Source organism: Rhizobium sp. AQ_MP, from assembly GCF_014237835.1.
Taxonomy (GTDB): domain Bacteria; phylum Pseudomonadota; class Alphaproteobacteria; order Rhizobiales; family Rhizobiaceae; genus Allorhizobium.
Genome location: NZ_JACJVI010000014.1, coordinates 26078 through 52411, shown reverse-complemented (window position 1 = coordinate 52411; position 26334 = coordinate 26078). Strand labels below are relative to the sequence as shown.

The 26334-nt window shown below is 62.1% G+C and carries 22 protein-coding genes and 1 other RNA gene; 11 read left to right on the top strand and 12 right to left on the bottom strand.

Annotated features, from left to right (window positions below):
- Positions 1 to 110: 110 nt before the first annotated feature.
- Positions 111 to 284 (bottom strand): hypothetical protein, encoded by a 174-nt coding sequence (locus H6M51_RS18430; RefSeq protein ID WP_185811287.1) that lies wholly within the window; start codon positions 282 to 284, stop codon positions 111 to 113.
- A 264-nt stretch (positions 285 to 548) separates the two neighbouring features.
- Between H6M51_RS18430 and H6M51_RS18425 the strand changes: the two genes are divergently transcribed.
- The gene (locus H6M51_RS18425) at positions 549 to 2384 is read left to right on the top strand and encodes an aminopeptidase P family protein (protein ID WP_185811286.1); all 1836 of its coding nucleotides are present in this window, start codon (positions 549 to 551) and stop codon (positions 2382 to 2384) included.
- A 2-nt stretch (positions 2385 to 2386) separates the two neighbouring features.
- On the opposite strand, the gene H6M51_RS18420 is transcribed toward H6M51_RS18425, so the two are convergent.
- The gene (locus H6M51_RS18420; RefSeq protein WP_185811285.1) at positions 2387 to 2698 is read right to left on the bottom strand and encodes an AzlD family protein; all 312 of its coding nucleotides are present in this window, start codon (positions 2696 to 2698) and stop codon (positions 2387 to 2389) included.
- Complete coding sequence (locus H6M51_RS18415) at positions 2695 to 3405, bottom strand: AzlC family ABC transporter permease (protein ID WP_185811284.1); 711 nt, start codon at positions 3403 to 3405, stop codon at positions 2695 to 2697. The genes H6M51_RS18420 and H6M51_RS18415 overlap by 4 nt, the downstream gene beginning before the upstream one ends.
- A gap of 159 nt (positions 3406 to 3564) precedes the next feature.
- Between H6M51_RS18415 and H6M51_RS18410 the strand changes: the two genes are divergently transcribed.
- Positions 3565 to 3813: a DUF2164 domain-containing protein gene (locus H6M51_RS18410; protein WP_185811283.1), complete on the top strand. Its 249-nt coding sequence runs from the start codon at positions 3565 to 3567 to the stop codon at positions 3811 to 3813.
- Here H6M51_RS18410 and panB read toward each other — a convergent pair whose 3' ends face one another.
- From panB to pncA, 3 genes are all read right to left on the bottom strand, one after another.
- Entirely contained in the window at positions 3814 to 4641 is an 828-nt protein-coding gene (panB, locus tag H6M51_RS18405) for a 3-methyl-2-oxobutanoate hydroxymethyltransferase (RefSeq protein WP_185811282.1), read from the bottom strand. It lies immediately after the preceding gene.
- A 1-nt stretch (position 4642) separates the two neighbouring features.
- Entirely contained in the window at positions 4643 to 5515 is an 873-nt protein-coding gene (gene panC, locus H6M51_RS18400) for a pantoate--beta-alanine ligase (protein WP_185811281.1), read from the bottom strand.
- An 89-nt stretch (positions 5516 to 5604) separates the two neighbouring features.
- Entirely contained in the window at positions 5605 to 6231 is a 627-nt protein-coding gene (pncA, locus tag H6M51_RS18395; protein ID WP_185811280.1) for a bifunctional nicotinamidase/pyrazinamidase, read from the bottom strand.
- Between the two features lie 192 nt (positions 6232 to 6423).
- On the opposite strand from pncA, the gene H6M51_RS18390 reads away from it, so the two are divergent.
- The 3 genes from H6M51_RS18390 to H6M51_RS18380 all read left to right on the top strand — a co-directional run bounded on the left by H6M51_RS18390 (position 6424) and on the right by H6M51_RS18380 (position 9892).
- Positions 6424 to 8763, top strand: coding sequence for a glucose/quinate/shikimate family membrane-bound PQQ-dependent dehydrogenase (locus H6M51_RS18390; protein WP_185811279.1), 2340 nt, complete (start codon positions 6424 to 6426; stop codon positions 8761 to 8763).
- A 136-nt stretch (positions 8764 to 8899) separates the two neighbouring features.
- On the top strand, positions 8900 to 9178 hold the full coding sequence (locus H6M51_RS18385) for a DUF6074 family protein (protein ID WP_185811278.1): 279 nt from the start codon (positions 8900 to 8902) through the stop codon (positions 9176 to 9178).
- Positions 9179 to 9292: 114 nt separating this feature from the next.
- The gene (locus tag H6M51_RS18380; RefSeq protein ID WP_185811277.1) at positions 9293 to 9892 is read left to right on the top strand and encodes a thymidine kinase; all 600 of its coding nucleotides are present in this window, start codon (positions 9293 to 9295) and stop codon (positions 9890 to 9892) included.
- A 16-nt stretch (positions 9893 to 9908) separates the two neighbouring features.
- Here H6M51_RS18380 and H6M51_RS18375 read toward each other — a convergent pair whose 3' ends face one another.
- Positions 9909 to 10691: a glycosyltransferase family 25 protein gene (locus H6M51_RS18375; RefSeq protein WP_185811276.1), complete on the bottom strand. Its 783-nt coding sequence runs from the start codon at positions 10689 to 10691 to the stop codon at positions 9909 to 9911.
- Positions 10692 to 10768: 77 nt separating this feature from the next.
- Positions 10769 to 13246, bottom strand: coding sequence for an ATP-dependent helicase (locus tag H6M51_RS18370; protein WP_185811275.1), 2478 nt, complete (start codon positions 13244 to 13246; stop codon positions 10769 to 10771).
- A gap of 277 nt (positions 13247 to 13523) precedes the next feature.
- On the opposite strand from H6M51_RS18370, the gene H6M51_RS18365 reads away from it, so the two are divergent.
- The 4 genes from H6M51_RS18365 to H6M51_RS18350 all read left to right on the top strand — a co-directional run bounded on the left by H6M51_RS18365 (position 13524) and on the right by H6M51_RS18350 (position 23221).
- Positions 13524 to 14732, top strand: a complete 1209-nt coding sequence (locus H6M51_RS18365) for an efflux RND transporter periplasmic adaptor subunit (protein WP_185811274.1) — start codon at positions 13524 to 13526, stop codon at positions 14730 to 14732.
- Positions 14729 to 17878, top strand: coding sequence for an efflux RND transporter permease subunit (locus H6M51_RS18360; RefSeq protein ID WP_185811273.1), 3150 nt, complete (start codon positions 14729 to 14731; stop codon positions 17876 to 17878). The genes H6M51_RS18365 and H6M51_RS18360 overlap by 4 nt, the downstream gene beginning before the upstream one ends.
- Positions 17879 to 18003: 125 nt before the next feature.
- Positions 18004 to 19413 (top strand): FAD-binding oxidoreductase, encoded by a 1410-nt coding sequence (locus H6M51_RS18355; protein ID WP_185811272.1) that lies wholly within the window; start codon positions 18004 to 18006, stop codon positions 19411 to 19413.
- 73 nt (positions 19414 to 19486) lie between these two features.
- Positions 19487 to 23221, top strand: a complete 3735-nt coding sequence (locus tag H6M51_RS18350) for an AsmA-like C-terminal region-containing protein (RefSeq protein ID WP_185811271.1) — start codon at positions 19487 to 19489, stop codon at positions 23219 to 23221.
- A 20-nt stretch (positions 23222 to 23241) separates the two neighbouring features.
- On the opposite strand, the gene H6M51_RS18345 is transcribed toward H6M51_RS18350, so the two are convergent.
- The 4 genes from H6M51_RS18345 to ssrA form a co-directional block, all read right to left on the bottom strand.
- Entirely contained in the window at positions 23242 to 23475 is a 234-nt protein-coding gene (locus H6M51_RS18345; RefSeq protein WP_185811270.1) for a ribbon-helix-helix domain-containing protein, read from the bottom strand.
- Between the two features lie 64 nt (positions 23476 to 23539).
- Positions 23540 to 23731, bottom strand: a complete 192-nt coding sequence (locus H6M51_RS18340; protein ID WP_185811269.1) for a DUF4169 family protein — start codon at positions 23729 to 23731, stop codon at positions 23540 to 23542.
- Positions 23732 to 23783: 52 nt separating this feature from the next.
- Positions 23784 to 24287: an SspB family protein gene (locus H6M51_RS18335; RefSeq protein WP_185811268.1), complete on the bottom strand. Its 504-nt coding sequence runs from the start codon at positions 24285 to 24287 to the stop codon at positions 23784 to 23786.
- 173 nt (positions 24288 to 24460) lie between these two features.
- Positions 24461 to 24836: a transfer-messenger RNA gene (gene ssrA, locus H6M51_RS18330) on the bottom strand.
- 120 nt (positions 24837 to 24956) lie between these two features.
- Between ssrA and H6M51_RS18325 the strand changes: the two genes are divergently transcribed.
- Positions 24957 to 25751 carry a thymidylate synthase gene (locus H6M51_RS18325; protein ID WP_185811267.1) on the top strand — a complete coding sequence of 265 codons (795 nt, stop codon included), beginning with the start codon at positions 24957 to 24959 and terminating at the stop codon, positions 25749 to 25751.
- Positions 25752 to 25774: 23 nt separating this feature from the next.
- Positions 25775 to 26296, top strand: a complete 522-nt coding sequence (locus H6M51_RS18320) for a dihydrofolate reductase (RefSeq protein WP_185811266.1) — start codon at positions 25775 to 25777, stop codon at positions 26294 to 26296.
- Positions 26297 to 26334: the final 38 nt, after the last annotated feature.

The following is a 26334-nucleotide window of genomic DNA, read 5'->3' as shown; positions in this document are numbered from 1 at the left end:
CGCAAGGAGCCGCCTTTTTGGCATCGGCATCATGCCGCGCCGAGGTCCGCGAGCGTGGGAGGAGCGCTCAAGCGGATGCTAGACTGGTGGTCGAATTCGACCGCCGCCGATCAGATGATCGCACGCTGGTGCGGACGGCGACGCAGTTCGTCGCGTGTTAGGCCCATGGCGGCCAGCGATGCATCGTCGAGCGACAGGAGTGCGCCGGTGGCATAGAGATCGGCACGGCGTTGACGTGCCTCGACAAGATTGTTCAGGGCGTTACGCAGGAAAGACTTGGCCATCTCTCGGTTCCTTCTGGGTTTCGGACGCGCGTTACACTGCGTCCTTGATGTGTCTGATATAGACCTCTTGGATGAGTTCCGTCAGCGGGCTTCAAGCACGGGAGGCCTGCAATTGCTGCATAGCAGCATTCGCATTGCCCGGATTGCTGCATGCCGAGATTCAACGGCGCATTTGCCCGCAACTGGGCTCCGGTGGTGGTGGTGATAGCGGTGTGCCCTTGCTATAAGCGCTGACAGAATCCCGAATCCATCGTGAGCCAATCCATGTTTCAGTCCTTCGAGGTCAAGTCCACGCCGCATCACGGCAAAGCCCGGATCGCCGCGCTCAGAGGACTGTTTGCAGAGTTCGGCATTGACGGACTGCTGGTCCCGCGCTCGGATGAATATCTAGGTGAGTATGTGCCCGAGTCCGCCGAGCGTCTCGCCTGGGCGACCGGCTTCACCGGTTCTGCCGGCATGCTGCTGGTGACCGAGGTGCAGGCCGTCGTCTTCGTGGACGGCCGTTACGTCACGCAGCTTGCCCAGCAGGTTGATCCAGCTGTGTTCACGCCAGGAGATCTGGTCGGAGAGCCGCCGCATAAATGGATCGATAACCGTGCGTCGAAGGGTTTCCGGCTCGGGATTGATCCCTGGGTGCATACCGGTGCGGAGGTGCGCCGGCTGGAAAAGGCGCTGGCCGACAAGGGTGGCAGCCTCGTCTTCCTGCCGCATAACCCGGTCGATCGGCTCTGGACGGACCGTCCGGCCGAGCCCAAGGGCGCCGTCATGATCCAGGCGCTGAATCAGGCTGGTGTTGCCGCTGCCGACAAGCTGAAGACGATCGCGGCCGATCTGACCGAGAGGGGCCTCGCCGCCGTGCTGATCTCTGATCCGTCGTCCGTGGCCTGGATCTTCAATCTCCGCGGAAGTGATGTGCCGCATACGCCGCATGCGCTGTCACGTGCAATCATCAAGGCGAATGGATCTGCCGAACTCTTCCTCGACAGCGCCAAGACCAATCTCGAGGTCGAGACCTATCTTCGCGACCTTTGCGAACAGGTCGATCCGGCGCTGTTGGCCGAACGGCTCGAACGGGTCGCCAAGGGCGGCCAACGCATTCTCGTCGATCCCGATCTCGCCCCTTACGCGCTTTCTCGCATGATCCGCGATAGCGGTGGCGAGGTCGTCGAAGGCAATGATCCGGCCAAGCTCGGTCGTGCGGTGAAGAACATGGTCGAGCTCAATGGCTCGGCTGCGGCGCATCTGCAGGATGGCGTCGCAATGGTCGAGTTTCTGCAGTGGTTCGACGAACAGCCGCATGGCAGCCTGACCGAAATCGCGGCCGCCAGAAAGCTGGAAGCGGTGCGCGCGGCCGTTGGCGAGCGGATGCAGAACCCGCTCAAGGACATCTCCTTCGATACGATCTCCGGTGCCGGCGAGAACGCGGCGATCATGCATTACCGGGTGACGACGGAGAGCAACCGGCAAATCCGCTCGGGCGAGATGTTCCTGATCGATTCGGGCGCGCAATATGTGAACGGCACGACCGACATTACCCGGACGCTGGCCGTCGGTGAGGTGCCGGAGGAGCAGAGGCGCTTCTTCACACTGGCATTGAAGGGCATGATCGCGATCAGCACGGCACGCTTTCCGAAGGGCACGCGCGGCTGTGATCTCGACCCGCTGGCCCGCATCGCGCTCTGGAAGGCCGGTGCCGATTTCGCCCATGGCACGGGCCATGGCGTCGGGTCCTATCTCTCGGTGCACGAGGGGCCGCAGCGCATTGCGCGGCTTTCGACGCAGGAGCTGCTTCCCGGCATGATCCTGTCGAATGAGCCGGGCTACTACCGCCCCGGCAGTTTCGGCATCCGGATCGAGAACCTCATCTATGTTCGCGAGGCCGAGGCAATCGAGGGCGGCGACCAGCCGATGCTCGGTTTCGAGACGCTGACCTTTGTGCCTATTGACCGCAAGCTCATTGTCGAGGATCTGTTGACACGCGATGAGCTGCAGTGGCTCGACGCCTATCATGCCAAGACCCGCGACGAGCTGTTGCCGTTGATCTCTGACGCTGCGACCAAGCAGTGGTTGGAGCAGGCGACGGCGCCGTTTGCCCGCTAAACTCAGCCGAGGAAATGCCGCATCAGCATGACGACGGCCCAGCCGCCGATCAGCATCGGGATGGCCGAAAACCGAAGGCCGATCAGGAGCGATGCCGCCATGGCGGCCTTCACGTCGATTTGGCCGTAGAAGAAGGCGGGCGCGACAAGCGTCGTCAGCACCGCAGCCGGCACGGCATTCAGCGCAGCCTCCAGCCGTGGCGGCATGCTCTTCAGCCGCTTGACCAGCACATAGCCGGCGATCCGGGTGAGGAAGGTTGCAACCGCCGCAGCTGCGATCAGCAGCGTCATGTTGGGCGTCAGCCAGGTGCTCATCTGGAGGCCTCCTCGGCAGATTTCTCTGACGGGGAAAGAGGCAGGAGAGCTGCAAGCACGATGCCGGCCACAGCGCCGATGCTGATATGCCAGGGCGCGCCCACCACATGCTGGGCGGCGACGGAGACCACGGCACTCACGGCCACGATCGGCAGGAAATTGCCGCGCTTGCGAAAGCCGAGCACGAGGCCGAGGAAGTAGATCGGCAGCAGCACGTCGATCCCGTAGTCGGCGGGATTGCCGATGACGCTGCCGAGGGCGCCGCCAAGCGCGCTCATGGCGACCCAGGGAACATAGATCATGGCGCCGAAGCCGAAATACCAGGGAAAACTCACTTCTTTGCCACTTTCGCCGCGGGCGACGGCTTCTGCAAATTGCGGGTCGGTCAGCAGGAAGAAGCTGAGCAGTTTCTGTGGCAGGGTGAAATGATCGATGAAGGGGGTGAGGGCTGCCGAATAGAGGATGTGGCGGAAGTTGACGGCAAGGATCGAGAGGACGACGACCCACATCGGCACCGCCTGGCCGAAAAGTTCGATGCCGACCAACTGGCTTGCGCCGGCATAGACGGTGGCGCTCATCAAGGCGGCTTCGGCGACCGTCTGGCCGTTCGCCACGGCAACCGCGCCAAAGAGAACGGCAAAGGGGCCGGCTGAAATGATCACAGGCAACGCCTTCAGCGCGCCTTCTACAAAAGGGGATCGGGACATCTTGGACTTCTCGCGTTCTTCTGCTGGCTAAAGCCTGTCGCTCAGATCGACAAACCAATTCCGCTGATGGAACGACGACCGCCATTGATGAATGGCATTGCCATCAGGGCGGGATTTCCGTCTTGTCGAAAAGTCGCATCGGATGTGGAGGAATGGCAGATGGAGAAGGACCTGATCAGTCGCGAGGACAAGGAGCGGCTGCTGCTCAAGGTTCAGCGCCACCTGTCCGATGAGGTCGAAGCGGAGCTCGGGCGCTTCGAGGTGGAGACGCTTGTCGACCTCGTGGCGCGGCTGATCGGGCCGCACTACTACAACAAGGGCCTGCGGGACGCCCAGGCGCTGATTGCCCGGCAGGTCGACCAGATCAACGACTCGTTCTACGAAATGGAACGCCTGCCGGAGGCCTGATTACTTCTTGGGGCGGATCTGGAACGTGTGTTCCTGACCCGGGAAGACGCGGTCCTTGACCTCGGATGCATAATCGCTGGCGGCCTTGTCGATGACTTCGGCCAGTTCGCTGTAATGCTTGACGAAGCGCGGCTTGAATTCGTTGAACAGGCCGAGCATGTCGTCGGAGACGAGGATCTGGCCGTCGCAGGCCGGCGAGGCGCCGATGCCGATGGTGGCGGCTCTGACATTGGCCGAGATTTCCCGTGCCAAGGGCTCGACGGTGCCCTCGATGACCATGGCAAAGGCGCCGGCCTCGTCGATCGCCTTGGCGTCGCGGCGGATCTTGTCCTGCTCAGCGTCGCTGTGGCCCTTGGAGCGGTAACCGCCCGACGTATTCACCTGTTGCGGCATCAGCCCGATATGGCCGAAGACGGGCACGCCGCGGGTGACAAGGAACTCCACGGTTTCGGCCATTTCGGCGCCACCCTCGAGCTTCACGCCGTCGCAGCCGGTTTCCTTCATCAGGCGCACAGCGTTGCGGAAAGCCTGTTCCTTGCTCTCCTGGTAAGAGCCGAAGGGCAGGTCGACGATGACGCATGCGCGGGTGGCCCCCCGCATGACGGCCTGTCCATGGGCCACCATCATGTCCATCGTCACACCGACGGTCGTGTCCATGCCGTAGAGCACCATGCCGAGGCTGTCACCGACAAGAAGCAGGTCGCAATGCCGGTCTAGGATACGGGCTATCGGTGTCGTATAGGCCGTCAGCGATACGATCGGACGATTGCCCTTCAGGGCCGTGATATCGGCCGGGGTGAAGCGCTTCTGGCGGGGTGGTGTGCTCATGTCAGGCGGCCTCCATGCCGGTGGCGGCCGCTTGGCCGATGATGCGATTGTCGAGAAGCTTGGTCTTGCCGAAGCGGACATAGAGCAGCACGAGGGCGTTCCCCTGGACCGCCTCGATACGCTCCAGCGTGCGCGGATCGCGGATGGCGACGACTTCGGGTTCGGCCAGCGGTTCGGTGCGCAGGAAGTCGATCAGCCTGGCCTCCAGGGTCGCAACGTCGCGAATGCCGGTCAGCATAAGGCGCTCGGCCTCGGCCAGCGTTTTCGGTACGATCACGGCCGCAGCACGTTCTGCCGGAGAGAGATAAACGTTGCGAGACGAGCAGGCGAGGCCATCGGCTTCACGCACCGTCGGAACGGGCACGACGCGGACGGGTTGGGCCAAGTCCTCGACCATCTTCTGGATGATCGTCACCTGCTGATAGTCCTTCTCGCCAAAATAGGCGGCATCCGGCTGGACGATGTTGAAGAGCTTGGTGACGACGGTCGCCACGCCGGCGAAATGACCCGGACGGGCCTCGCCTTCGAGCTCTGAGCCGAGTTTCGGCAGGTCGACGACCGTCTGCATCGGTTCGGGATACATATCCTCGACACCGGGGGCGAAGAGAAAGTCGACACCGGCCTCTTCCAGCATGGCGCTGTCGCGGGCTAGGTCGCGGGGATATTTCTCGAGGTCTTCGTTCTTGCCGAACTGCAGCGGGTTGACGAAAATCGACACCACTGTGACGTCGTTTTCAGATCGGGCACGGCCGACAAGGCTCAGGTGCCCCTGATGCAGATAACCCATGGTCGGCACGAAGCCAATGGTCTGGCCGGCACGGCGGCGGGGCGCGAGCTTCTGTCGCAAAGCGGCGATCGTGGTGACGATTTCCATGACCGGCGTCCTCCCTGTCTTCTCGTTGGCTCGGCTCTAGCGCTTGCCGCTAAAAAAGGCAATCGCACGGATGTTTTGCAGAAATGTCGTCAAGCCGTGATCGAGCTGCTGTCGGTGATCTCGATGCCTGCCAGGCGCATCGCGTCGATCGCCTCTTCGACACCCTTCGAGTCGATCCCACGGCAGCCATCTGCGATCAGCCGGACCTTGACGCCGGGCAGCATGTCGACGGCATCCAGTGCCGAGAACTTGACGCAATAGTCGGTCGCAAGACCCATGACGTCGAGCACGGTCACGCCCTTCTGCTTCAGCCAATTGGAGAGGCCGGTGAGGGCTGCCTTGTCGTTGTCCCGGAACGCCGAGTAGCTGTCGACGGCGGGGTTTTCGCCCTTGCGCTGGATATAGTCGATGCGGGCGGTCTTGAGGTCCGGGTGAAATTCGGCATCTGCCGTGCCCTGGACGCAGTGATCGGGCCACATGACCTGCGGCTGCCCGGAAAGCTCGCCCATGTCGAAAGGCTTCTTGCCCGGGTGCTGGGACGCAAAGCTGCCGTGGTTGGCCGGGTGCCAGTCCTGCGAGGCGACGATCAGATCATAGGCGCCGCTTTCGATCAGCCGGTTGGCGACGGGGACCACCGCGTCCCCCTCGGCGACTGGCAGGTTGCCTCGGGGGCAAAAGCCGTTCTGGATGTCGATGAGCAACAGAGCCTTGGTCATGATCGCACTCCCATTCTTGTGCGGCGCAAGATGGCAATCGGTAGCCTCGGGATCAAGAGCAATCCACGGTTTCCAAGTCGGTTTTGGAAAATGGAACAATCACGGTTTTGCCACGTTCGGCCTTGGTGGTTGTTCCCGCGATCGTCATGGCGCGGGACGAACTTTCCATCTCGCAATACGATTGGAATCGGTATGTTTCTCACTATCACCGCTGTCATCTTCGGCGTGTTGGGCCTTGTGCTCGGCGTCGGCGGCGCACAGCTCGTGCTGCTCGGCGGCAGCCCATACTTCCTAATCGCCGGGCTTGCCTTTCTCGGCACGGCTCTGCTGCTTTTCCTGCGCCGCGTCGAGGCGCTTTGGCTTTATGGTCTCTTCATTCTCGGCAGCCTCATTTGGTCCGTCTCCGAAGTCGGGCTCGACTGGTGGCAACTTGGTCCGAGAGGCGGGCTGATCGTCGTCCTCGGCCTGTGGCTGATGCTGCCTGCCATCCGCCGCCGGCTTGGCCCCGCTGATCGTCGCCTCCGTGTGGCGGTAGGGTTCCTGCCGCTTGCCGTTCCGGTCGCGATCGCGACGATCGTCGCTCTCATTTCGCTCTTTACCGACTCCTATGACCGCGATGGCAGGCTTCCAACCGAACAGGTGGCAGCAGCGCCCGCGCTCGGCGGTGACGTGCCCGACGCTGACTGGCACCAGTATGGCCGCACGCCCTACGGGCAGCGGTACTCTCCCCTGACGCAGATCAATACCGATAATGTCGAGGACCTGAAGATTGCCTGGACCTACCAGACAGGCGATGTGAAGCTGCCGGAAGATGTGGGCGAAACGACCTATCAGGTGACGCCGCTGAAGGTCGATGACACGCTCTACCTCTGCACGCCGCACAACTGGGCGATCGCTGTCGATGCCGAGACCGGCCAGGAAAAATGGAAGTTCGATCCGAATGCCGGCCTCGAACCCGACCGCCAGCACCAAACCTGCCGCGGGGTCACCTATTACCGCGATCCGGCCGCTGTCGAAGGTACGGTATGTGCCGAGCGCGTCTACCTGCCGACCTCGGATGCGCGTCTGATCGCGCTTGATGCCGGGACCGGCGCCATCTGCGAGAATTTCGCCGAGGGCGGTACGCTCAGGCTGGAGCAAAACATGCCCTACAATCCGGCCGGCTATTACTACTCCACGTCGCCGCCCGTGATTGCGGCCGGCAAGATCATCATCGGCGGTGCCGTCAACGACAACTACTCGACGCAGTCGCCGTCGGGCGTCATTCGCGCCTTCGATGTCGATACCGGCGAACTCGTCTGGAACTGGGACAGCGGCAACCCGACCGACACGGCACCGATCGGCCCTGACGGGACCTATACGGCGAACTCGCCGAACAGCTGGTCGATCTTCTCCGTCGATGAAGCGCTGGGTCTCGTCTACATTCCGCTCGGCAACCAGGTTCCCGACCAGCTCGGCATGGGGCGCAGTGAGAGTGTGGAGAAATACTCTTCCTCGATCGTCGCGCTCGACGTCAATACGGGCGAGGACCGCTGGGTTCGCCAGACCGTGCATCACGATCTGTGGGATATGGATGTGCCCGCACAACCCGTTCTGATCGATCTGACGAATTCCGAGGGCGCCGTCACGCCCGCGCTGGTCGGGCCGACGAAGCAGGGCGACCTCTATGTCCTGGACCGCCGGACGGGCGAGCCGATCATTCCGGTGCGCGAGATCCCGGCACCCGGCGGCGCGATCCCTGAGGATTTCACCGCGCCCACGCAGCCGATCTCGGATCTGACCTTCCGTCCGCCGACCATGACCGAGAGCAATATGTGGGGCCTTACCATCATCGATCAGATGATGTGCCGCATCCAGTTCCACCAGCTGAAATACGAGGGTCAGTATACGCCGCCTTCGCTGGAGGGCACGCTTGTGTATCCCGGCAATTTCGGTACGTTCAACTGGGGTTCCGTCGCCGTCGATCCAGAGCGCCAGGTCATGTTCGGCATGCCGACCTACCTCGCATTCACGTCGCAGCTTGTTCCGCGGTCGGAAATCCCGCCAAAGGAGGAGGGCGAGACCGGCTCCGAGCAGGGTCTGAACCGTAATGAAGGCGCGCCTTACGGCGTCATCATGGGGCCGTTTCTCTCGCCGCTCGGCATTCCCTGCCAGGCGCCGCCATGGGGAACGATTGCCGGCGTTGATTTGCGGTCCGGCGAGATCGCCTATCAGAAGCGCAATGGCACGGTCTACGACATGACGCCGCTGCCGCTGCCGTTCAAGGTCGGTGTACCCGGTATCGGTGGTCCAATGATCACCAAGGGTGGTGTCGTTTTCCTCGGTGCCGCCGTGGACAACTACCTGCGTGCCTATGACCTGACAACCGGCGAGCAACTCTGGGAGAGCCGCCTGCCGGCAGGGGGGCAGGCGACCCCGATGACCTACGCCCTCGACAACGGCAAGCAGTACGTCGTGATGGTTGCCGGCGGTCACGGTTCCGTGGGAACGGATCCTGGCGACTATGTCATCGCCTATACGCTGCCTGACTGAAGTAGCCTCTCCGGCTGGAACCCGCCCACACCGGGCGGGTTCACTTTCGGGACACTTCGGCGTGTCCCGGCTTGATGCGAAACGGAACGTTAACCATGTGATTCTAAACACATGCCGTAACGTGAGGATGTTTCGCATGAGTAGCCAAGCCATGAACGGCCAGTCCAACCCGACCATCGCCTTCTTTCCGCTCGCGAACCGTAGGGATCTGGTGCGCCGTTCTGCAATCGAACTCGATCGATTGAATGGCTATGCGGCTACGGAATTCTGGAAGACCACCTGTCGTTCGCTCGGCAATGAACTTCTGGAACTTGGCTGCCCGGAAGACGAGATGCGGGCAGAGATCATGGACTTCCAGGCGGCGGTGCAGATCGAGCTGATGTGGCTGCACCGCGAGGAAGCGGCGCAGGGGTGAACGGCTCGGCTTTAGCGCCATAGTTCCTGTTGGCAATGCCGGCCTGAGCTTGTGCCCCGTCTTTTCTCTCCGCTAAGACAGCGCCATCACGCGTCCCGTTATGAGCAGCAAGCCTTGGCCAAACTTCACTACATTTACGCCACCATGAATGCCGGCAAGTCGACGCTGCTCTTGCAGGCCGCCTATAACTACCAGGAGCGCGGCATGCGGGTGGCCATGCTGATCAGCGCGCTCGACAATCGGGCCGGCAAGGGCTTCATCGGGTCGCGGATCGGGCTCCGCGCCGAGGCAAATGCCTTTGGCTCAGAGGCGGATCTGTTCGAAGCGATCAGGGCTGACCATGCGGCGTCGCCGCTCTCATGCGTTTTTGTCGACGAGGCTCAGTTCCTGACCACCGAACAAGTCTGGCAACTTGCCCGGGTTGTCGATTCACTCGATATCCCCGTGATGACCTATGGCTTGCGGACCGATTTTCGTGGCGAGCTTTTCCCCGGCTCCAAGGCGCTTCTCGCCATCGCCGACGAACTCACCGAAGCCCGCTCGATCTGCCATTGCGGTCGCAAGGCAACCATGGTCGTGCGCATCGGCGAAGACGGCAAGGCGCAGCGCGACGGTGCGCAGGTGCTGATCGGCGGCAACGAGACCTATACGTCCCTTTGCCGGCGGCACTGGCAACGTGCCTTCGCGGCAGAGGACGTCACTGCCGAAGCGTGACAGACGGACGGCGGGATCATCGCCCGCGTGAGCGGAGCCTCTGCCAGAGGAGCAGGCTTCCTCGAGCGATAACCCGGCTGACTTCGAGATAGGTTCGATAGGGCAGGACGGTCAGATAGCGCCAGCGGGGCAGCTTGTGTGAATTCATGTCGCCCTGGATCTGTGATTCGAAGCCGGTGTCCTGGCTTGCGACGAGCGGGCTGATGAATGCGCCCTTCAAACCCGAGAGATATTCGAGATCGAAGGCGATGTCGTAGGCCAGCCGCATGGGCACCAGGTCTTCTGCGATCCAGCGGGCGGCCTTGCGGTTGATCATGTACGCGCCCGAGCCCTTCTCGCGGGTGAGGGCAATCGCCAGCGATCGGCGGTCCGTCAGCCTGCGGTAGGGAAATTTCCGCCCGCTGCTCACCGTCGTCAGGCGCAGGATATCCCAGGCATCGCTGTTCCTGGCGGCGGCGTCGATGGCTTGCAGAAAGTCCGGCTCGAAGCTCACATCGTCTTCCAGGATGAGGCAGAGGTCCGCATCCGAGGCGAGGAAACGGCGCGCACATTCGACGTGGCTGAGATAGCAGCCGACCTCGCCATACTTCATGCGGCGGCCGTGCAGAAGCTTGTAGGAGAGTTCGGAAAACTCGGGGATCGGGAAGCTGAGGTTGCGACCGATGACAGCCGGTACCCGCTCCGCAGTTATGCCGGCGGCTGCGGTTTCGCGGTTCATCACCTCCATGCGATCCTCGGCCCCATCCATGTTGATCAGATAGATGGCGAGGGTCAGGCGGCTTTGCGGAAGGACTTGCAAAACTGTCTCCAATCAGACGGGCGAACGGCCTGCCTTCTGCGCAATCGGGGTCGAGGCGTCAATAGGCCCGCGACTGCTCACGCTTTTTCGACGAAGCCGTCGAGCACGCGTTTCTGGCCGGCACGGTCGAAGTCGATGGTCAGCTTGTTGCCTTCTATCGATGACACATTGCCGTTGCCGAACTTGATATGGAAGACGCGGTCGCCCACCGAGAAACGGGAGGGTTCTGATGTCGTCGACTTCGCGACGAGTTCGCCTTCGATGGTCTTTGCCCTCGGGCCACTCTCGCCATAACCAATCCGCTCGACCGCATGGCCCGAGCGCGTGCCCCAGTTGTCACGGGTGGCGTCGGTCTTGTTGGCCTGGGCGCGCTTCCAGCCGGGCGTCGAATAGCTGTTCTGGAAGGGCTCCTGCTTGTCGAAGCGGGACTGGCCGTAGGGGTTGCGACCGTAACCGCCATAGGAGGTCTCGGCTTCGGCGACCTCGACATGCGCCGGCGGCAGTTCATCGAGGAAGCGCGAGGGCATGGTCGACTGCCAGAGGCCGTGGATGCGCCGGTTGGAGACAAACCAGATGTGGCAGCGGCGCTTGGCGCGGGTGATGCCGACATAGGCGAGGCGGCGTTCTTCTTCGAGGCCCGCGCGACCGCCTTCATCGAGCGCGCGCTGGTGCGGGAAGAGGCCTTCCTCCCAGCCCGGCAGGAAGACGGTTTCGAATTCGAGACCCTTGGCCGAATGCAGCGTCATGATCGAGACGGCATCGAGGTTCTCGTTGGTCTCGGCGTCCATGACGAGCGAGACGTGTTCGAGGAAGCCGCGCATGCTCTCGAAGGCTTCCATCGAGCGAATGAGTTCCTTCAAGTTTTCCAGCCGGCCCGGCGCTTCCGCAGACTTGTCGTTCTGCCACATGGCCGTGTAGCCGCTCTCGTCGAGGATCTGCTCGGCAAGTTCGGTGTGGGGCGTGTTTTCGAGCAGGGTCTGCCAGCGGCGGAAGTCGGTGACGACATCGAAGAGCGCCTTGCGGGCCTTCGGCTTAAGCTCGTCGGTCTCGATGATGTCCGCCGCTGCCGCAAGCATCGGGATGTCGCGGGCACGGGCATAGTCGTGCAGATTGCGGATCGTGGTGTCGCCGAGGCCGCGCTTCGGCGTGTTGACGATGCGCTCGAAGGCGAGGTCGTCTGCCGGCTGGCAGACAAGGCGGAAGTAAGCCATCGCATCGCGGATTTCGAGACGCTCGTAGAAGCGCGGGCCACCGATGACGCGGTAGTTGAGGCCAAGCGTGACGAAGCGATCTTCGAATTCACGCATCTGGAAGGAGGCGCGCACCAGGATCGCCATGTTGTTCAAGGGATGCTGCTGGCGCTGCAGCTGTTCGATTTCCTCGCCGACGGCGCGGGCTTCCTCCTCCGAATCCCAGGCGGCATGGACCACGACCTTGCCATCGTTCGGATCGACGCGATCAGTAAACAGCGTCTTGCCGAGGCGGCCCTCGTTGTGGGCGATCAGAAAGCCCGCAGCACCCAGGATGTGTTCGGTCGAGCGATAGTTGCGCTCAAGCTTGATGACCTTGGCGCCCGGGAAATCCTTCTCGAAGCGCAGGATGTTGTCGACCTCGGCACCGCGCCAGCCATAGATCGACTGGTCGTCATCGCCGACGCAGCAGACATTCTGCGGCACGCCCGGCGGGCGCTGGGCAAGCAATCTCAGCCACATGTACTGGGCCGTGTTGGTGTCCTGATACTCGTCGACCAGCACGTATTTGAAGCGCTGGTGGTATTCCTTCAGGACATCGGGATTGGCCTTGAACATGCGGATCGGATGCAGCAGCAGATCGCCGAAGTCGCAGGCATTCAGCGTCTTCAGGCGGTTCTGATAGGCGACATAAAGTTCGCGGCCCTTGCCGTTGGCAAAGGCGCGGGCGTCGCCTTCCGGGATCTGGCTGGGGTCGAGCCCCTTGTTCTTCCAGCCGTCGATCATCTGGGCGAACTGCTTGGCCGGCCAGCGCTTGTCGTCGAGACCTTCGGCCTGGATGATCTGCTTGATCAGCCGCACGACGTCGTCGGTATCGAGAATGGTGAAGTCGGAGGAGAGGCCGACGAGTTCGGCGTGGCGGCGCAAGAGCTTCACGCCGATCGAGTGGAAGGTGCCGAGCCAGGGCATGCCTTCGACGGCCCCACCGACGAGGTGGCCGATACGCTCCTTCATCTCGCGCGCGGCCTTGTTGGTGAAGGTCACCGCGAGGATCTGGCTCGGGAAGGCCTTGCCGGTTGCCAGGATGTGGGCAATGCGGGTCGTCAGAACGCGCGTCTTGCCGGTGCCGGCACCTGCCAGCACGAGGACCGGACCATCGACCGTTTCGACCGCTTCGCGCTGTTCAGGGTTCAGCCCTGACAGGTAGTCCGGCGCACGGGCCTGGTCACGCGCTGCCATCGCGCGCGCGGCGATGCCGAGACCGCCACCGGACGCAACACCCGATGCAGGGGCAAGGGACGCGGCCGGCTTGCGGGGCGCAGGCTCTTCGTCAAAGAAGGGAATGTCGTCGAAACCGTTACTCATGCGGCCCAATGTAGTGATTCGGGTCTGAAAGGCCAGTGACGGCGTTCTGGTTTTATTCCTTCAGTCCTCTTGCGCACGGATTTCATAGGCAAACAATTGCCAGGCATGGTATCCTGACCACAGCGCCTCTGCAGAACCGGTCCAGATGCGTGCCATCACGCCGGCGTGAAAAGACGCGAGATTACAAATCAGTAAGCTTGGCGTTCCGGCATTGCCACTTTCGGTTTGCGCCCGATACTTAACCGACATCATCCAGTTCGATTATTCGGAGCCCTGCATGCCACTTTGGAAGCAACTCGCCATCAGTATTGCTCTCATTTTTATCGGTCTTTGCGCCTGGGTCTATTTTTCGCCCGGGACAGGGCAGACGCTGGTGTCGATGGGTGTGCCCCAATCGGTCGTCTCGCTGGTCAGCAGGGCGCCGGAGGTCGAAGGGCAGAGACAGGGTGGGCAGGGTCAGGGTGCGCAGCAAGCGCAGACTGGTGGGCAAGGCGCGGGACAGGGGCAAGGCAATCGCCGCGGGGGCAACCAGGCGATCCTTGTCGCCACGCAGCCCGTGACCATGGGTGTCGTGAATGGCCGACTGAGCGCGATTGGCGACGGTGAGGCGATCGAGGCCGTGACGGTCATGCCCCAGACCTCGGGGACTGTCGCGGAAATCCTCGTTACCTCGGGCCAGAAGGTGAAGAAGGGTGATGTCATTGCGCGGCTCGACCGCGAGGAGCAGGTCATCCTTCGGGACCAGGCGGTGGTTGCGCTGCGCAGCGCAACAGAGAAGGCCGAGTCCTATCGCAACCTCCAGAGCTTCTCGCGTCTCGATGTGCTCGATGCGCAGATTGCAGAGGAGCAGGCGCAGCTTCAGCTGACGACGGCCGAGCTAAACCTCAAGCGCCGCGATATCATCGCGCCGATCGATGGGGTCATCGGTATTGTCGGTGTCAGCATCGGCGACAATGTCACAAACTCGACGGCCATCGTCTCGCTGGACAATCGCAGCCAGCTGCTCGTCGACTTCTGGGCCCCGGAACGCTTTGCCGCTGCGGTCAAGCCAGGGATGCCGATCGAGGCGAGCCTGGTTTCCCGACCGGGGCAGATTTTCAAGGGCAGTGTCGAGGCAGTTGACAGCCGTGTCGACCAGGCCAGCCGGACAATTCGCATCCGTGCCAAGATCGACAATCCCGATGATGTCTTGAGAGCCGGCATGTCTTTCAACGTCGTGATGCGTTTTCCCGGCGACCGCTATGCTGCGGTCAACCCTCTCGCGGTCCAGTGGGATGGCGAAGGCTCCTTCGTCTGGCAGATCGTTGATAACAAGTCCGTGAAGACACGCGTCACCATCGTTCAGCGCAACTCCGATCAGATTCTGGTCGAGGCGGCGCTTAAGGAAGGCGATGTCGTGGCCGTTGAGGGCTTGCAGCGGGTTCGCGAAGGGGGGGCAGTTGAAGTGGCGGGTGCTGCTCAGTCTCAAGAGGTGGCGACACGATGAGCGCGACAGAGAACGGTTCCGAACAGTCCGGGCGCAGCTTCACCGCGCTTTTCGTCCGCCGACCGGTCCTTGCGGCAGTGCTCAATACGCTGCTCGTGGTCGCCGGCCTTGCAGCGCTTGCCGGCGTCGAGATCCGCGAATTGCCGGATGTCGACCAGCCGGTCATCACCGTGAGCACCGATTACGACGGTGCATCGGCCGAGACAATGGACCAGGAGGTGACACGCGTCATCGAGGGGGCGGTTGCCCGTGTCAGCGGGCTCAAGTCGATGTCGTCGCGTTCTTCGTTCGGGCAAAGCCGGACGACGCTGGAATTCAGCGATAGTGTCGATCTCGCGGTGGCGGCCAACGATGTGCGGGACGCGCTGGGCCGTATTCGCAACCAGTTGCCTGACGACGTCGAGGAGCCCCGTATCGTCAAGGCCGATTCCGACTCCCAGCCGATCATGCGCCTTGGGGTAACCTCCAGCACTCTGTCCATGGAAGACCTGACCCTGCTGGTCGAAAACGAGATCTCAGACCGCCTCGCCGCCGTCGAGGGGGTGGCCGATGTTCAGATCTATGGCGACCAGGAGAAGGTTTTCCGGATCGACGTCAATCAGGCCGCCCTTGCCAGCCGTGGCCTCAGTGTCGCCGATCTGGCGACAGGGCTGCAGAACGCCTCGCTCGACGTGCCTGCCGGTTCGCTCGAATCACAGACGCAGGACATCGTGGTGCGGGCAACCGCCAACCTGACGACCGTCGAGGATTTCGAGAACGTCCTGATCGGGGAGCGGGTCCGTCTGCGCGACGTCGCGACAATCACGCTTGGCCCCGATGACGGCTCGACTTCGCTGCGATCGAATGGCGTTCCTGGCGTCGGCCTCGGCATCATCCGTCAGGCGCAATCCAATACGCTCAACATCTCGGAAGGGGTTCGTGGTGCCGTCGACGCCATGCAGTCTGCCTTGCCCGAGGGCACGCGGGTGATCGTGACGAGTGACGACGCCGTGTTCATCGAGGGCGCGCTGCATGAGGTCGAGCTGGCGCTCGGGCTCTCTGCGGTCATCGTGCTCGTGGTCCTCTTTCTCTTCCTGCGCGACTGGCGAGCGACACTCATCCCAGCTCTCACCATGCCGGTCGCGCTGATCGGAACACTGGTTGCGATCTATCTGGTCGGTTTCTCGATCAATATTCTGACGCTTCTGGCGATTGTTCTGGCAACGGGTCTCGTCGTTGATGATGCGATCGTGGTGCTGGAAAACATTGTCCGGCGGCGGTCGGAGGGCATGGGGCCGCGTGCCGCAGCCGTGCTTGGTACGCAGGAGGTCTTCTTCGCCGTTCTTGCGACGACTGCGACCCTTGCGGCCGTGTTCGTCCCCCTTTCCTTCCTCCCTGGGCAACTGGGTGGTCTGTTTCGCGAGTTCGGCTTCGTTCTGGCATTTGCAGTTCTGTTGTCGTCGATCACGGCCCTGACGCTCTGTCCGATGATGGCATCGCGCATGCTGTCGCGGGACGCCGATCACGATCACGGCGTTCTCGGCGCTTTCGGTCGGAGATTCTCCCGCTTCTATGGGCGTACGCTGAAGGCCTGCCTCGGCAACCCGCTGATCGTGATCGTGGTTGCCTCGCTGTTTTCCGGCGCTGCCTATTTCGCCTTTACCTCGATCCGCAGCGAGATCACACCTCGGGAGGACCGCTCCATGGTGATGATGCGCCTGACGACACCACAGGGATCGAGCCTGTCCTACACGCGTGACCAGGTCCAGCGTGTCGAGGAGAACCTGAAGCCGCTTCGAGACAGCGGTGAGATCGAGAACATTTTCTCGATATCGGGGCAGGGTTCATCAAACAGCGCGTTCATGGTCATGACGCTTGCGCCTTGGTCGGAACGAACTCGCAGCCAGGATCAGATCGCCCAGGACATCAATGCGGCGACGGCGAAAGTCCCAGCGCTGCGTGGCAATGTTTTCCAGACCAACAGCCTGCGGATCCGGGGTGCCGGCAACGGTCTGCAGATGGCGATGGTCGGGACGAGCCACGAGAAGCTGACCGAGGCTGTTCTTCAAGTCGTTGAGCAGATGCGCGACCGTCCGGAGTTCCAGACGCCGCGTCTCGACAACGAACCGACCCAGGCACAGATTTCCGTCACTATCGATCGGGAAAGGGCCTCTGATCTGGGCGTCGACATCAGCGCCATCGGCGCCTCCCTGCAGGCATTGCTGGAAGGTCGCTCTGTCACCGATGTCTTCGTCGACGGCAACTCGATCCCGGTGCGGCTTGTTTCCAGCACCCAGCCGATCAACGATCCCACCGACCTGGAGAACATCTTCCTGACGACCTCCGACGGTCGGGTGGTGCCGATGTCGGCGATCGCCTCGCTGGAAGAGAAAGCCGTCTCCCCGCAGCTCAACCGCGAACAGCAACTGGCATCGGTCTCCTTTTCCGCAGGTCTTGCGGACGGGGTGGCGCTCGGTGATGCGGTGCAGGCCGTGACGGAACTGGCGCAGCCACTCCTTCCGCCCGGCGCCCGTCTGATCCCGCTTTCCGAGGCTGCGACGCTGGAAGAAAACAGCTACGGCATGGCGCTCACCTTCGGCTTCGCGATCGCCATCATCTTCCTGGTGCTTGCAGCGCAGTTCGAAAGCGTCGTCTCGTCTCTGATCATCATGGCGACCGTTCCCCTCGGTCTTGCCTGTGCGGTCTTCGCGCTCGTCGTCACCGGCTCGACGCTCAACGTCTATAGTCAGATCGGTCTCGTGCTCCTCGTCGGGGTCATGGCGAAGAACGGCATCCTGATCGTCGAATTCGCCAACCAGCTGCGCGATCGCGGATTGTCGGTGCGCGAAGCGATCGAAACCGCCTGCAGCATCCGTCTGCGGCCAGTCATGATGACGATGATCGCGACCGTGCTTGGGGGCGTGCCGCTGGTGCTCGCACAGGGGGCCGGTGCGGAGGCCCGGATTGCGCTCGGCTGGGTGATCGTCGGTGGCCTTGGCTTTGCGACGGTCGTGACCCTCTATATCACCCCGGTCGCTTATCTCCTGCTTGCTCGTTTCTCCAAGCCGCATGCCCAGGAAGAGGCAAGACTGAAGACAGAGCTGGAAGATGCCACCATGAAGATCGCCAACGATCCGGGCGTGCCGCCCAGGATTGCTGCGGAATGACACGCAAAAGACGCCCGGCCTCTCCCTTAGGTCGGGCGTCTGGACAATTCCGAAACCCTATCCCATAGCAAGGCTGACCGGCGCCATGTCGGCGTGACCCTGTGCTGGATTTCGGGAGGTGGCGGATGGCCCGCAAGGACGTGATTGACGGCAAGCGCAACGAGGAGGGTATTGCCTTGGTGGTGCCGATCCTCAAGCAGCGCTTCGGGGATCGTTTTCAGACGGGACAAGCCTTTCGTGACCAGCACAGTCACACGACGACCTATTTGCGGTCGCAGCGGCCCGATGGCGTGGTCTTCGTCGAGAGGTCGGATGATGTGCGGGAAGTCGTGCGCATTTGCGCCGCCAATCGCGTGCCCATCGTTCCGTTCGGTACGGGCTCTTCGCTTGAGGGACAGGTCAATGCGCCGTTTGGCGGAATTTCGGTTGATTTTACACGGATGAACCGAGTGCTTTCGGTCAATGCGGAGGATCTCGACTGCACGGTCGAGCCGGGTGTGACGCGCGAGGATCTGAACACCTATCTGCGCGATACAGGATTGTTCTTCCCGATCGATCCGGGGGCCAATGCCTCGCTCGGCGGCATGACGGCGACGCGTGCCTCGGGCACCAATGCGGTGCGCTATGGCACGATGAAGGACAATGTGCTGGCACTGACCGTCGTCACCGCCGATGGCGAGGAAATTCGCACGGCGCAGCGGGCACGCAAATCCTCCGCAGGTTATGATCTGACGCGACTGTTTGTCGGCTCGGAGGGTACGCTTGGGATCATCACCTCGATCACGCTTCGGCTCCAGGGCATCCCGGCCAAGATCAGCGGCGGTGTGGTGGCTTTCCCGACGATTGAGGATGCCTGCAACGCTGTCATCATGACGATCCAGATGGGGATCCCCGTGGCGCGGATCGAGCTTCTTGACGAGATGCAGATTCGCGCCTGCAACGCCTATTCGAAGCTTTCCTATGCCGAACGCCCGACTTTGTTCGTAGAGTTTCATGGGACCGAGGAAACGGTTGCTCTGCAAGCCGCCCAATTCGGCGAGATCGCCGCAGAGTTCGGTGGCGGCGACTTCGCCTATACCGCCAATGCCGAAGAGCGAACCCTGCTGTGGAAAGCGCGGCACAATGCCTATTGGGCCAGCCGGGCCCTGGCGCCGGAGCTCGCGGCCCTTTCGACGGACGTTTGTGTGCCGATCTCCAGGCTCGCGGAATGCGTGGCCGCAACCCAGGCCGACATCAGGGAGAACGGGTTCCTGGCACCGATCGTCGGCCATGCCGGTGACGGCAATTTCCATGTGCTGTTGCTCTTCAACGACAAGGATGAGGTCGATGTTGCGAAGGCTGAGGCTTTCCTGGAGCGGCTGAACGGCCGGGCGCTCGCCATGGAGGGTACCTGCACGGGCGAGCACGGGATCGGGCAGGGCAAGATCAGCTATCTCGAGCAGGAGCTGGGGTCGGCGTTGCCGGCGATGCGTGCCATCAAGGCGGGCCTCGATCCGCAGAACATCTTCAACCCCGGCAAGATCTTTCGTCTGTGAGTGCAAGACCTTGCGGGTTGCCCCTGCGGCGAATTGCGTTACCTTCGGGCCGTGATCAAGGGAGTGGCATTCGGTGCTCGGACGCATACTGGTAACACTCGGCGGGCTTCTCGTGGTTGCGCTCTTCTCCGCGCTGTTGGCACCGCTGTTTGTCGACTGGACGAATTTCCGCCAGAACTTCGAAGACCAGGCGAGCCAGTTGCTCGGTAAGAAGGTCGTCGTCAATGGCGAGGTTTCGGCGCGGCTCCTGCCGTTCCCTTCGGTGACCATGGAGGACGTGACGGTCGGAAGCGATGTGGATGGAACACCGCTTATCAGGGTTGCCCGCTTCTCGCTCGATGCGGAGTTGGCGCCTTTCCTGTCCGGTGAGGCTCGCATCTTCGACATGCGCATCGAAGAGCCGAAGGCACGGATCCGGCTGCGCCCCGACGGTACGCTCGACTGGTTGCGCGGCAGCAAACCAAGCATCCCCGCCCGGACCGTCGTGCTCGAAAAGGCGTCCATCACCGGCGGTACGATTGAATTCATCGATGAGCAATCGGGACGCAACCGGGTTCTGCGTGAGCTGGATGCCGACCTTTCTGCACGGACGCTCGCCGGGCCGTGGTCGGTCGAGGGCAGGGCGGTCCTGGACGGCGAGGCGGCACGTTTCTCTCTGACGACGTCCGAATTCGAAAGCACAGCCTTGCCGCTGCGTTTCAGGATCGACCCCGAACTGCGGCCCTTCGACATGGTGCTCGAAGGTGAATTGGCTCTGGAGGAAGGCAAGCCGCATTATTCGGGCAGTTTCTCCTCGACATGGAAAAGCGATCCGTCGGCAGAGGCCGTGCCATCCGAACAGCCGGCAGTCCCAGCCCCGCGCATGCGAGGGGAGTTCAAGCTTGCCAACGACAGTATCAGCGTTCCCAGCTATCGGCTCGAACTCGGGGATGCCGTGGATCCCTATGTGATCACCGGCGAAGCGAAACTCGACACCGGCGCGAACCCGGAGTTCCTGCTGACCGCCGAGGGCCATCAGGTGGACGTGAACCGTATGGCGGCTGACGGCAGCCGTGCAAAGACGGCCCGCAACGGTGCGGTTTCGGTGCAGCAGCGTCTGGCACTGTTGATGTCTGCTGCCGCAGAAATACCCGTCCCCAAGGTACCCGGTCGGGCCACGCTGCGGTTGCCGGCGATCGTGGCCGGCGATACCGTCTTCCGTGATCTGCAACTCGACATTCGCCCTGCCGGGAATGGCTGGACGGTGGACAAGGCCGTCGGCGTGTTGCCGGGACGAACGCAGGTAGAGGCGAGCGGGCGGCTGGTGCTTGTTGGCACGCCGTCCTTCGAGGGTAGTCTTCTGGTGGCGTCGACACAGCCGTCGGGCCTTGCGACCTGGATTGCCGGTCGCGTCGATCCCTCGATCCGCAGCCTCGGTTCCGCGGGGTTCTCCGCCTCGGTGAACCTGACGGCGGAACTTCAGCGTTTCGAAAACCTCGAACTGGCCATTGGCGCGGAGCACTTGAAGGGACGGATCGAGCGTGAATCGCCAAGCGGCCAGGCTCCAAGCCTCTCCATCGATCTGTCGGGCGAGGGACTCGATCTCGATGCGGCGCGGGCGATTGCGGCGCTTGTCGTCGGCGAAGATGCCGAGCAGCGGCTGCTTGCCGAACGGGTTGCAGCGCGGCTGAAAGTGGCGGCGCTGCGGGCTTTTGGCGTGACCGCTGAAGACGTCGAAGCGATCGCATCCTACGAGAGCGGACAGCTCTCGATCGAAAAGCTCAACTTCGGCAGCGTCGCGGGCAGCTCGATCCGACTCAGCGGCGTATTGCGCGACACAGAGGAGGCACCCGTCGGCGAGGCCGCGATCACCTACCGCTCCACTGACCCTGGGCCGTTTCTCGACCTCTTGGGGCAACGTCTGCCGTCGAGCCCCCTGGTCGAAAGGCTTGCGAACAGTGCAAACTGGTATGCCGACAGCGACATCAAGGCCAACCTGCAGGTGGCCGAGGCCGGTGCCGTTACGGTCGATCTGACGGGCCGCGTCAACCAAAGCGCGCTGGCCATGACCATCGAGTCGAACGAGATATCGTCATTGCTGGACGGGGGTGAACGAAACTTCGACATCAGGCTCGAAAACGACGAGGCACAGGTCCTGATTGGTCAAGCCGGTTTCGAGCCTCTGCCATGGCTCACGGGCGAAGGTGGTGTGCTGACGCTCACGGTCAATGATACGGCTGACAGCGGCGCTGATGTCACGGCTCGTTTCGCGGGGGCTGCAACCACATTCGATGCAACGGGAAAACTGACAGCTTTCAACACGCCGCGCCTGCTGGATGGGGCTTGGCAGATGTCGCTCGACAGTCGTGATTTCGGGCCATATCTCATGGCGCTTGGTCTGAGCCTGCCCGAAGCGGCAACCGGCCTCCCGGTCAAGGCACAATCGGCCTTCACACTGGCCGATGGCCAGCTCGCGATCGATCGTCTGGCCGGAACCCTGTCCGGACAGCCGATCGAGGCTCAGGGTCGAATGGACCTGACCGGTGCCGTTCCGGCGGCCGTCGGCGACGTGCGACTGGAGCAACTCGATCTGGACTGGCTGATGGAGACGATGGTCGGACCGCTGACCGACCCTTCCGACGGGAGATTGGCTGAGACGACATTCGGCACCGTCAGTTTGCCTTTCGATCTCGACCTTGGCGTGACTGTCTCGAAATTCTGGCCAGGATTTGCCGAGGCCATCACGGAGGTTAGGGCGAGGCTGCGCAGCAAGGCCGGTGAGTTGAGCCTGGAAGAGCTAACAGGCGCATGGTTGGGTGGAAAAGTGAGCGGGCGCTTCTCTGTGGCAAACACGGACGGAAGCGGATTTTTGCAGACCCGTCTGGATGTCGCAGGCGCCGATGTGCGGCGCACGCTCAACGCCTTGCGGCTTGAGCGGGGCCTTGGTGAGGCAGAGACGCCGACAGGACGGATGGATGTCACTTTCGTTGCCGAAGGCGCTGGAAAGACGCCGGCGGAATTGATCGGGACAGCCAGCGGATCCGGGGAGGTGCGATTTGCCGCGCTTGCGGTCAATTCTGTCCGGCTCGATATTCTGCCGGCGCTCATCCTGGAGGTGGATGCGCTCGGCACCGAGATCAGCGAAGACAAAGTGCGGGAGATCGCGGAGCGACTGATCCAAGATGGAAGAACCGAGGTGACCGGTCTCGTGGTGCCGTTTGCCCTCTCGGACGGCGCACTTCGCGTACAGGCGGCGAGCCATCAGACCCCAGACGCGAAACTTGACGGCGGGCTGCGGCTCGACCTTCGCGCCGGTCTTCTTGATGCTGATCTTGCGGTTGCCTTAAAGCCGGGCGAGTTGGCCATGGATGGCGCGGAACCAAACCTGCGTCTCCTGTTCAAGGGCGATGCGCTGTCGCCCGAGCGGTCGCTGGAGGTGACGGAACTCACCAATTTCGTCTCCTTGCGGGCGTTCGAGATCGAGCGACGGAGGGTCGAGGCTCTACAGGCGAGCGTGCTCGAGAAGCAGAGACTGCGCCGCGAGGCCGCCCTCGCCCGATCTCGCGCCGAGGAAAGAGCGAAGGCCGAGGCCGAACGTGTGCGGCAGGAAGAGGAGGCGCGGGCGACGGCGGAAGCAGAGGCGCGCGCGGCGGCCGAGCAGGCCGAAACGGCGCCAATTCCGTCAGAGGCACCAGCCACCGAGCCGGTGGAACCCCTGACCACGGACACTGTCCCCACTCCTCGGGTTCTGCCGGTTGCTCCGCAAGAGCGTGTTTTGCGTCAGCCGCTGCCTGAGGTGCGGTTCGAGGACCTTCCCGGCGTGAACTGACGCGTGGTCCGAGCCGTGGCTTACGTTTCCGCGCTCGTTTCAGCCTGCGACTGTTTCAGCTCTTTCAGGACGAAAAGACGAAGGGCTGAGGACAGGTTCGAATCGAGGGGCCTCGCCTCGTCGATTTCAGCGATCAGGCCGGCAAAGCTCAGTCCGCGCCTTGCTGCAAGCGTCTTGAGTTCGTCAAGAAAGGCGTCCTCCACGGAAAAGCTCGTGCGATGTCCGTGGAGGGTGATCGAGCGCTTGCGGATCATGAGGGGGTCCAGAGATATGGCGGCCATATGCGCAATGAGGCGGCGCCGACCGAGAAGCAGGTGCTCAATCCTGGTCCGGCTTTTCGATCCGCCCAAGTTCATGCAGCCGGGCCGCCTTGTCGTTCAGCGTCTTCGTCAGCGATTTTTCCGCCTTGGTGCGACCATGGCTGATACGGTTCTGCTCTGCGACAGACTCGCGTTCGCTGCGGGCTTTCGCCTTGCGGAACTGCCGGAGATTGACGATGTCTGCGGCCATGCTTGATGCTCCACGAATAAGGCCGGGCTTAGCCCGGCCGAACGTCATGCGATCACTGCTTCTTGCGGAAGGCGTCGAGGGAAACGACCGAGCCTTCCTTCTTCTCGTCCGACTTCGGAGCCTCAGTCTCCTCCGTCTTGGCGACTGCTTCCAGCGGGTAGGCGGTGATCTCGGCCTCACCTTCGTCCTCGTCCGCAAGCGGCACATCGAATTCGAGCTCGAAATTCACGGACGGATCATAGAAGCCGCGGATGGCATTGAAGGGGATGACGAGCTTTTCCGGCGTGTCGGAGAAGGAGAGACCGATCTCGAACAGGCTGTCGGTCACCTTCAGGTCCCAGAACTGGTGCTGGATGACGATGGTCATCTGCTCGGCATACTTTGCCTTCAGATGCTGGGAAATGCGCACGCCCGGCGCGCCGGTCAGGAAGGTGATGAAGAAGTGATGGTCGCCCGGCAGGCGCCCCGTCGCGGCAACCTCGGCCAAGACCTTGCGGATGACGCCGCGAAGTGCGTCCTGGGCCAGAATGTCGTAGCGAATATGGTCGTGCCCCATCAGATCCCTGCTTTCCTTATCATGCCGAATTTCAGCGGCTTATGCCACGACACAGCGAAGCGGAAAAGCCCCGAAGCATCAAACTGGTTCCGGTAATGTACATCAAATCTCAGGCTGCTGGTAGCAGCGAAATCCGAAGCAAAGTCATAGAGAAGCAGTGAGGGTTGAGATTAGGTGAAGGCTTCTGTTGCCAGGTGCCTTCGGACCCCGCCTTAAGGTGCTAACCCTAAGGACTTAGAGCGGGTTTCCCGCACCGCCATTAGGCAGCGAGAGCGTAACCCTTAGCGTTGTTGTCGTTTGCAACTACACTTGTGACCCGATAACGGCGGTATCATGCCGAGCAAAAGTTCGATCTTTACGCCCTTGTCGATCCTATTTCGCCCCCATCAAAAGCCGGTCCGAAGAGATTTCGTCACCGACCGGTTTTTGGTGGAGGCGCCGGGTACCGCCCCCGGGTCCAATAGGTTTATTACACCGACCGTTTATTGCCATAGCCGGAGCAAGCCCGGCAGGGCTGATATAGGTGTTTCCGATCCCGATGAAAAGAGGGCGAGTGTATAATCGGGGACCTGCTTGAGCCGCGTGGACGGGGAAAACCCTGACAACGGCGTTGGTTCTTGGGCGTGCCGGCGATAAGATGGCGCTCCAAAACGACTCGATGATGGACCCATGCACCAGTATCACGACCTTCTGCGCCATGTTCTCGAGAATGGCAGCGATCGCGGCGATCGCACCGGGACCGGCACGCGCTCGATCTTCGGGCACCAGATGCGCTTTGACCTGGCCGACGGCTTTCCGGTCATCACGACCAAGCGGCTGCATCTGAAGTCGATCATCCATGAACTCTTGTGGTTCCTGAAGGGCGATACGAACATCCGTTATCTCAAGGAAAACGGCGTCAGCATCTGGGACGAATGGGCCGATGAAGACGGCAATCTCGGCCCCGTCTACGGCGCCCAGTGGCGCTCCTGGCCGGATTATGATGGTGGGCATATCGACCAGATGGCCAAGCTCGTCGAGAGCATCAAGACCAACCCGAATTCTCGCCGCCATATCGTGACGGCCTGGAACCCGGCGCTGGTCGACGAAATGGCACTGCCACCATGCCACTGCCTGTTCCAGTTCTACGTGGCGGATGGGCGGCTTTCCTGCCAGCTTTATCAGCGGTCTGCCGATATCTTCCTGGGCGTCCCCTTCAACATCGCCTCCTATGCGCTTCTGACGATGATGGTCGCCCAGGTGACGGGGCTGGAGCCGGGCGACTTCGTGCACACGCTGGGGGATGCGCATCTCTATGTCAACCACTTCGATCAGGCCAAGCTGCAGCTGACGCGGACGCCGAAGGCGCTGCCGGTGATGAAGCTCAATCCCGAGGTCAAGGATCTCTTTTCGTTTCAGTACGAGGACTTCACGCTGATCGGCTACGAAGCCGATGCCAGCATCAAGGCGCCGATTGCCGTCTAAGGCAAGGCGAGGGCATGAGGGCCATGGCTCCGATCAAAACCGTCATCATTGTTGCCGTTTCGGAGAACGGGATTATCGGTCGCGATGGCGATATGCCGTGGAAGCTGTCTACCGATCTCAAACGCTTCAAGGCACTCAGCATGGGAAAACCGCTGGTGATGGGCCGCAAGACCTTTGAGTCTGTCGGTTCCAAGCCCTTACCCGGCCGCCCGCATGTCATCGTCAGCCGCAGCCACCGTTACGACATGCCCGGCGTAGAGACGGTGGCGAACCTCGATGAGGCCCTGCAGCGGGGGCGTGAGCTTGCCGCACGAGATGGTGTCGATGAGGTTTGTGTGGTTGGTGGCGGAGAAATCTACCGTCAGGCTTTGCCACTCGCTGATCTGCTGCACGTCACCCATGTGGAGACGGTTGTCGACGGCGATACATCCTTTCCAGAGATCGATCCCGCTATGTTTGAACTCGTCGAGGAAACGGCCGTTCCAGCCGGCGAGAAAGACAATTATCTCACGCGCTACGCGATATACCGTCGCAGGGACGGCTGATAACGCAAAATTTGCCCTTTCCGAAGAAGAAGTTGGCG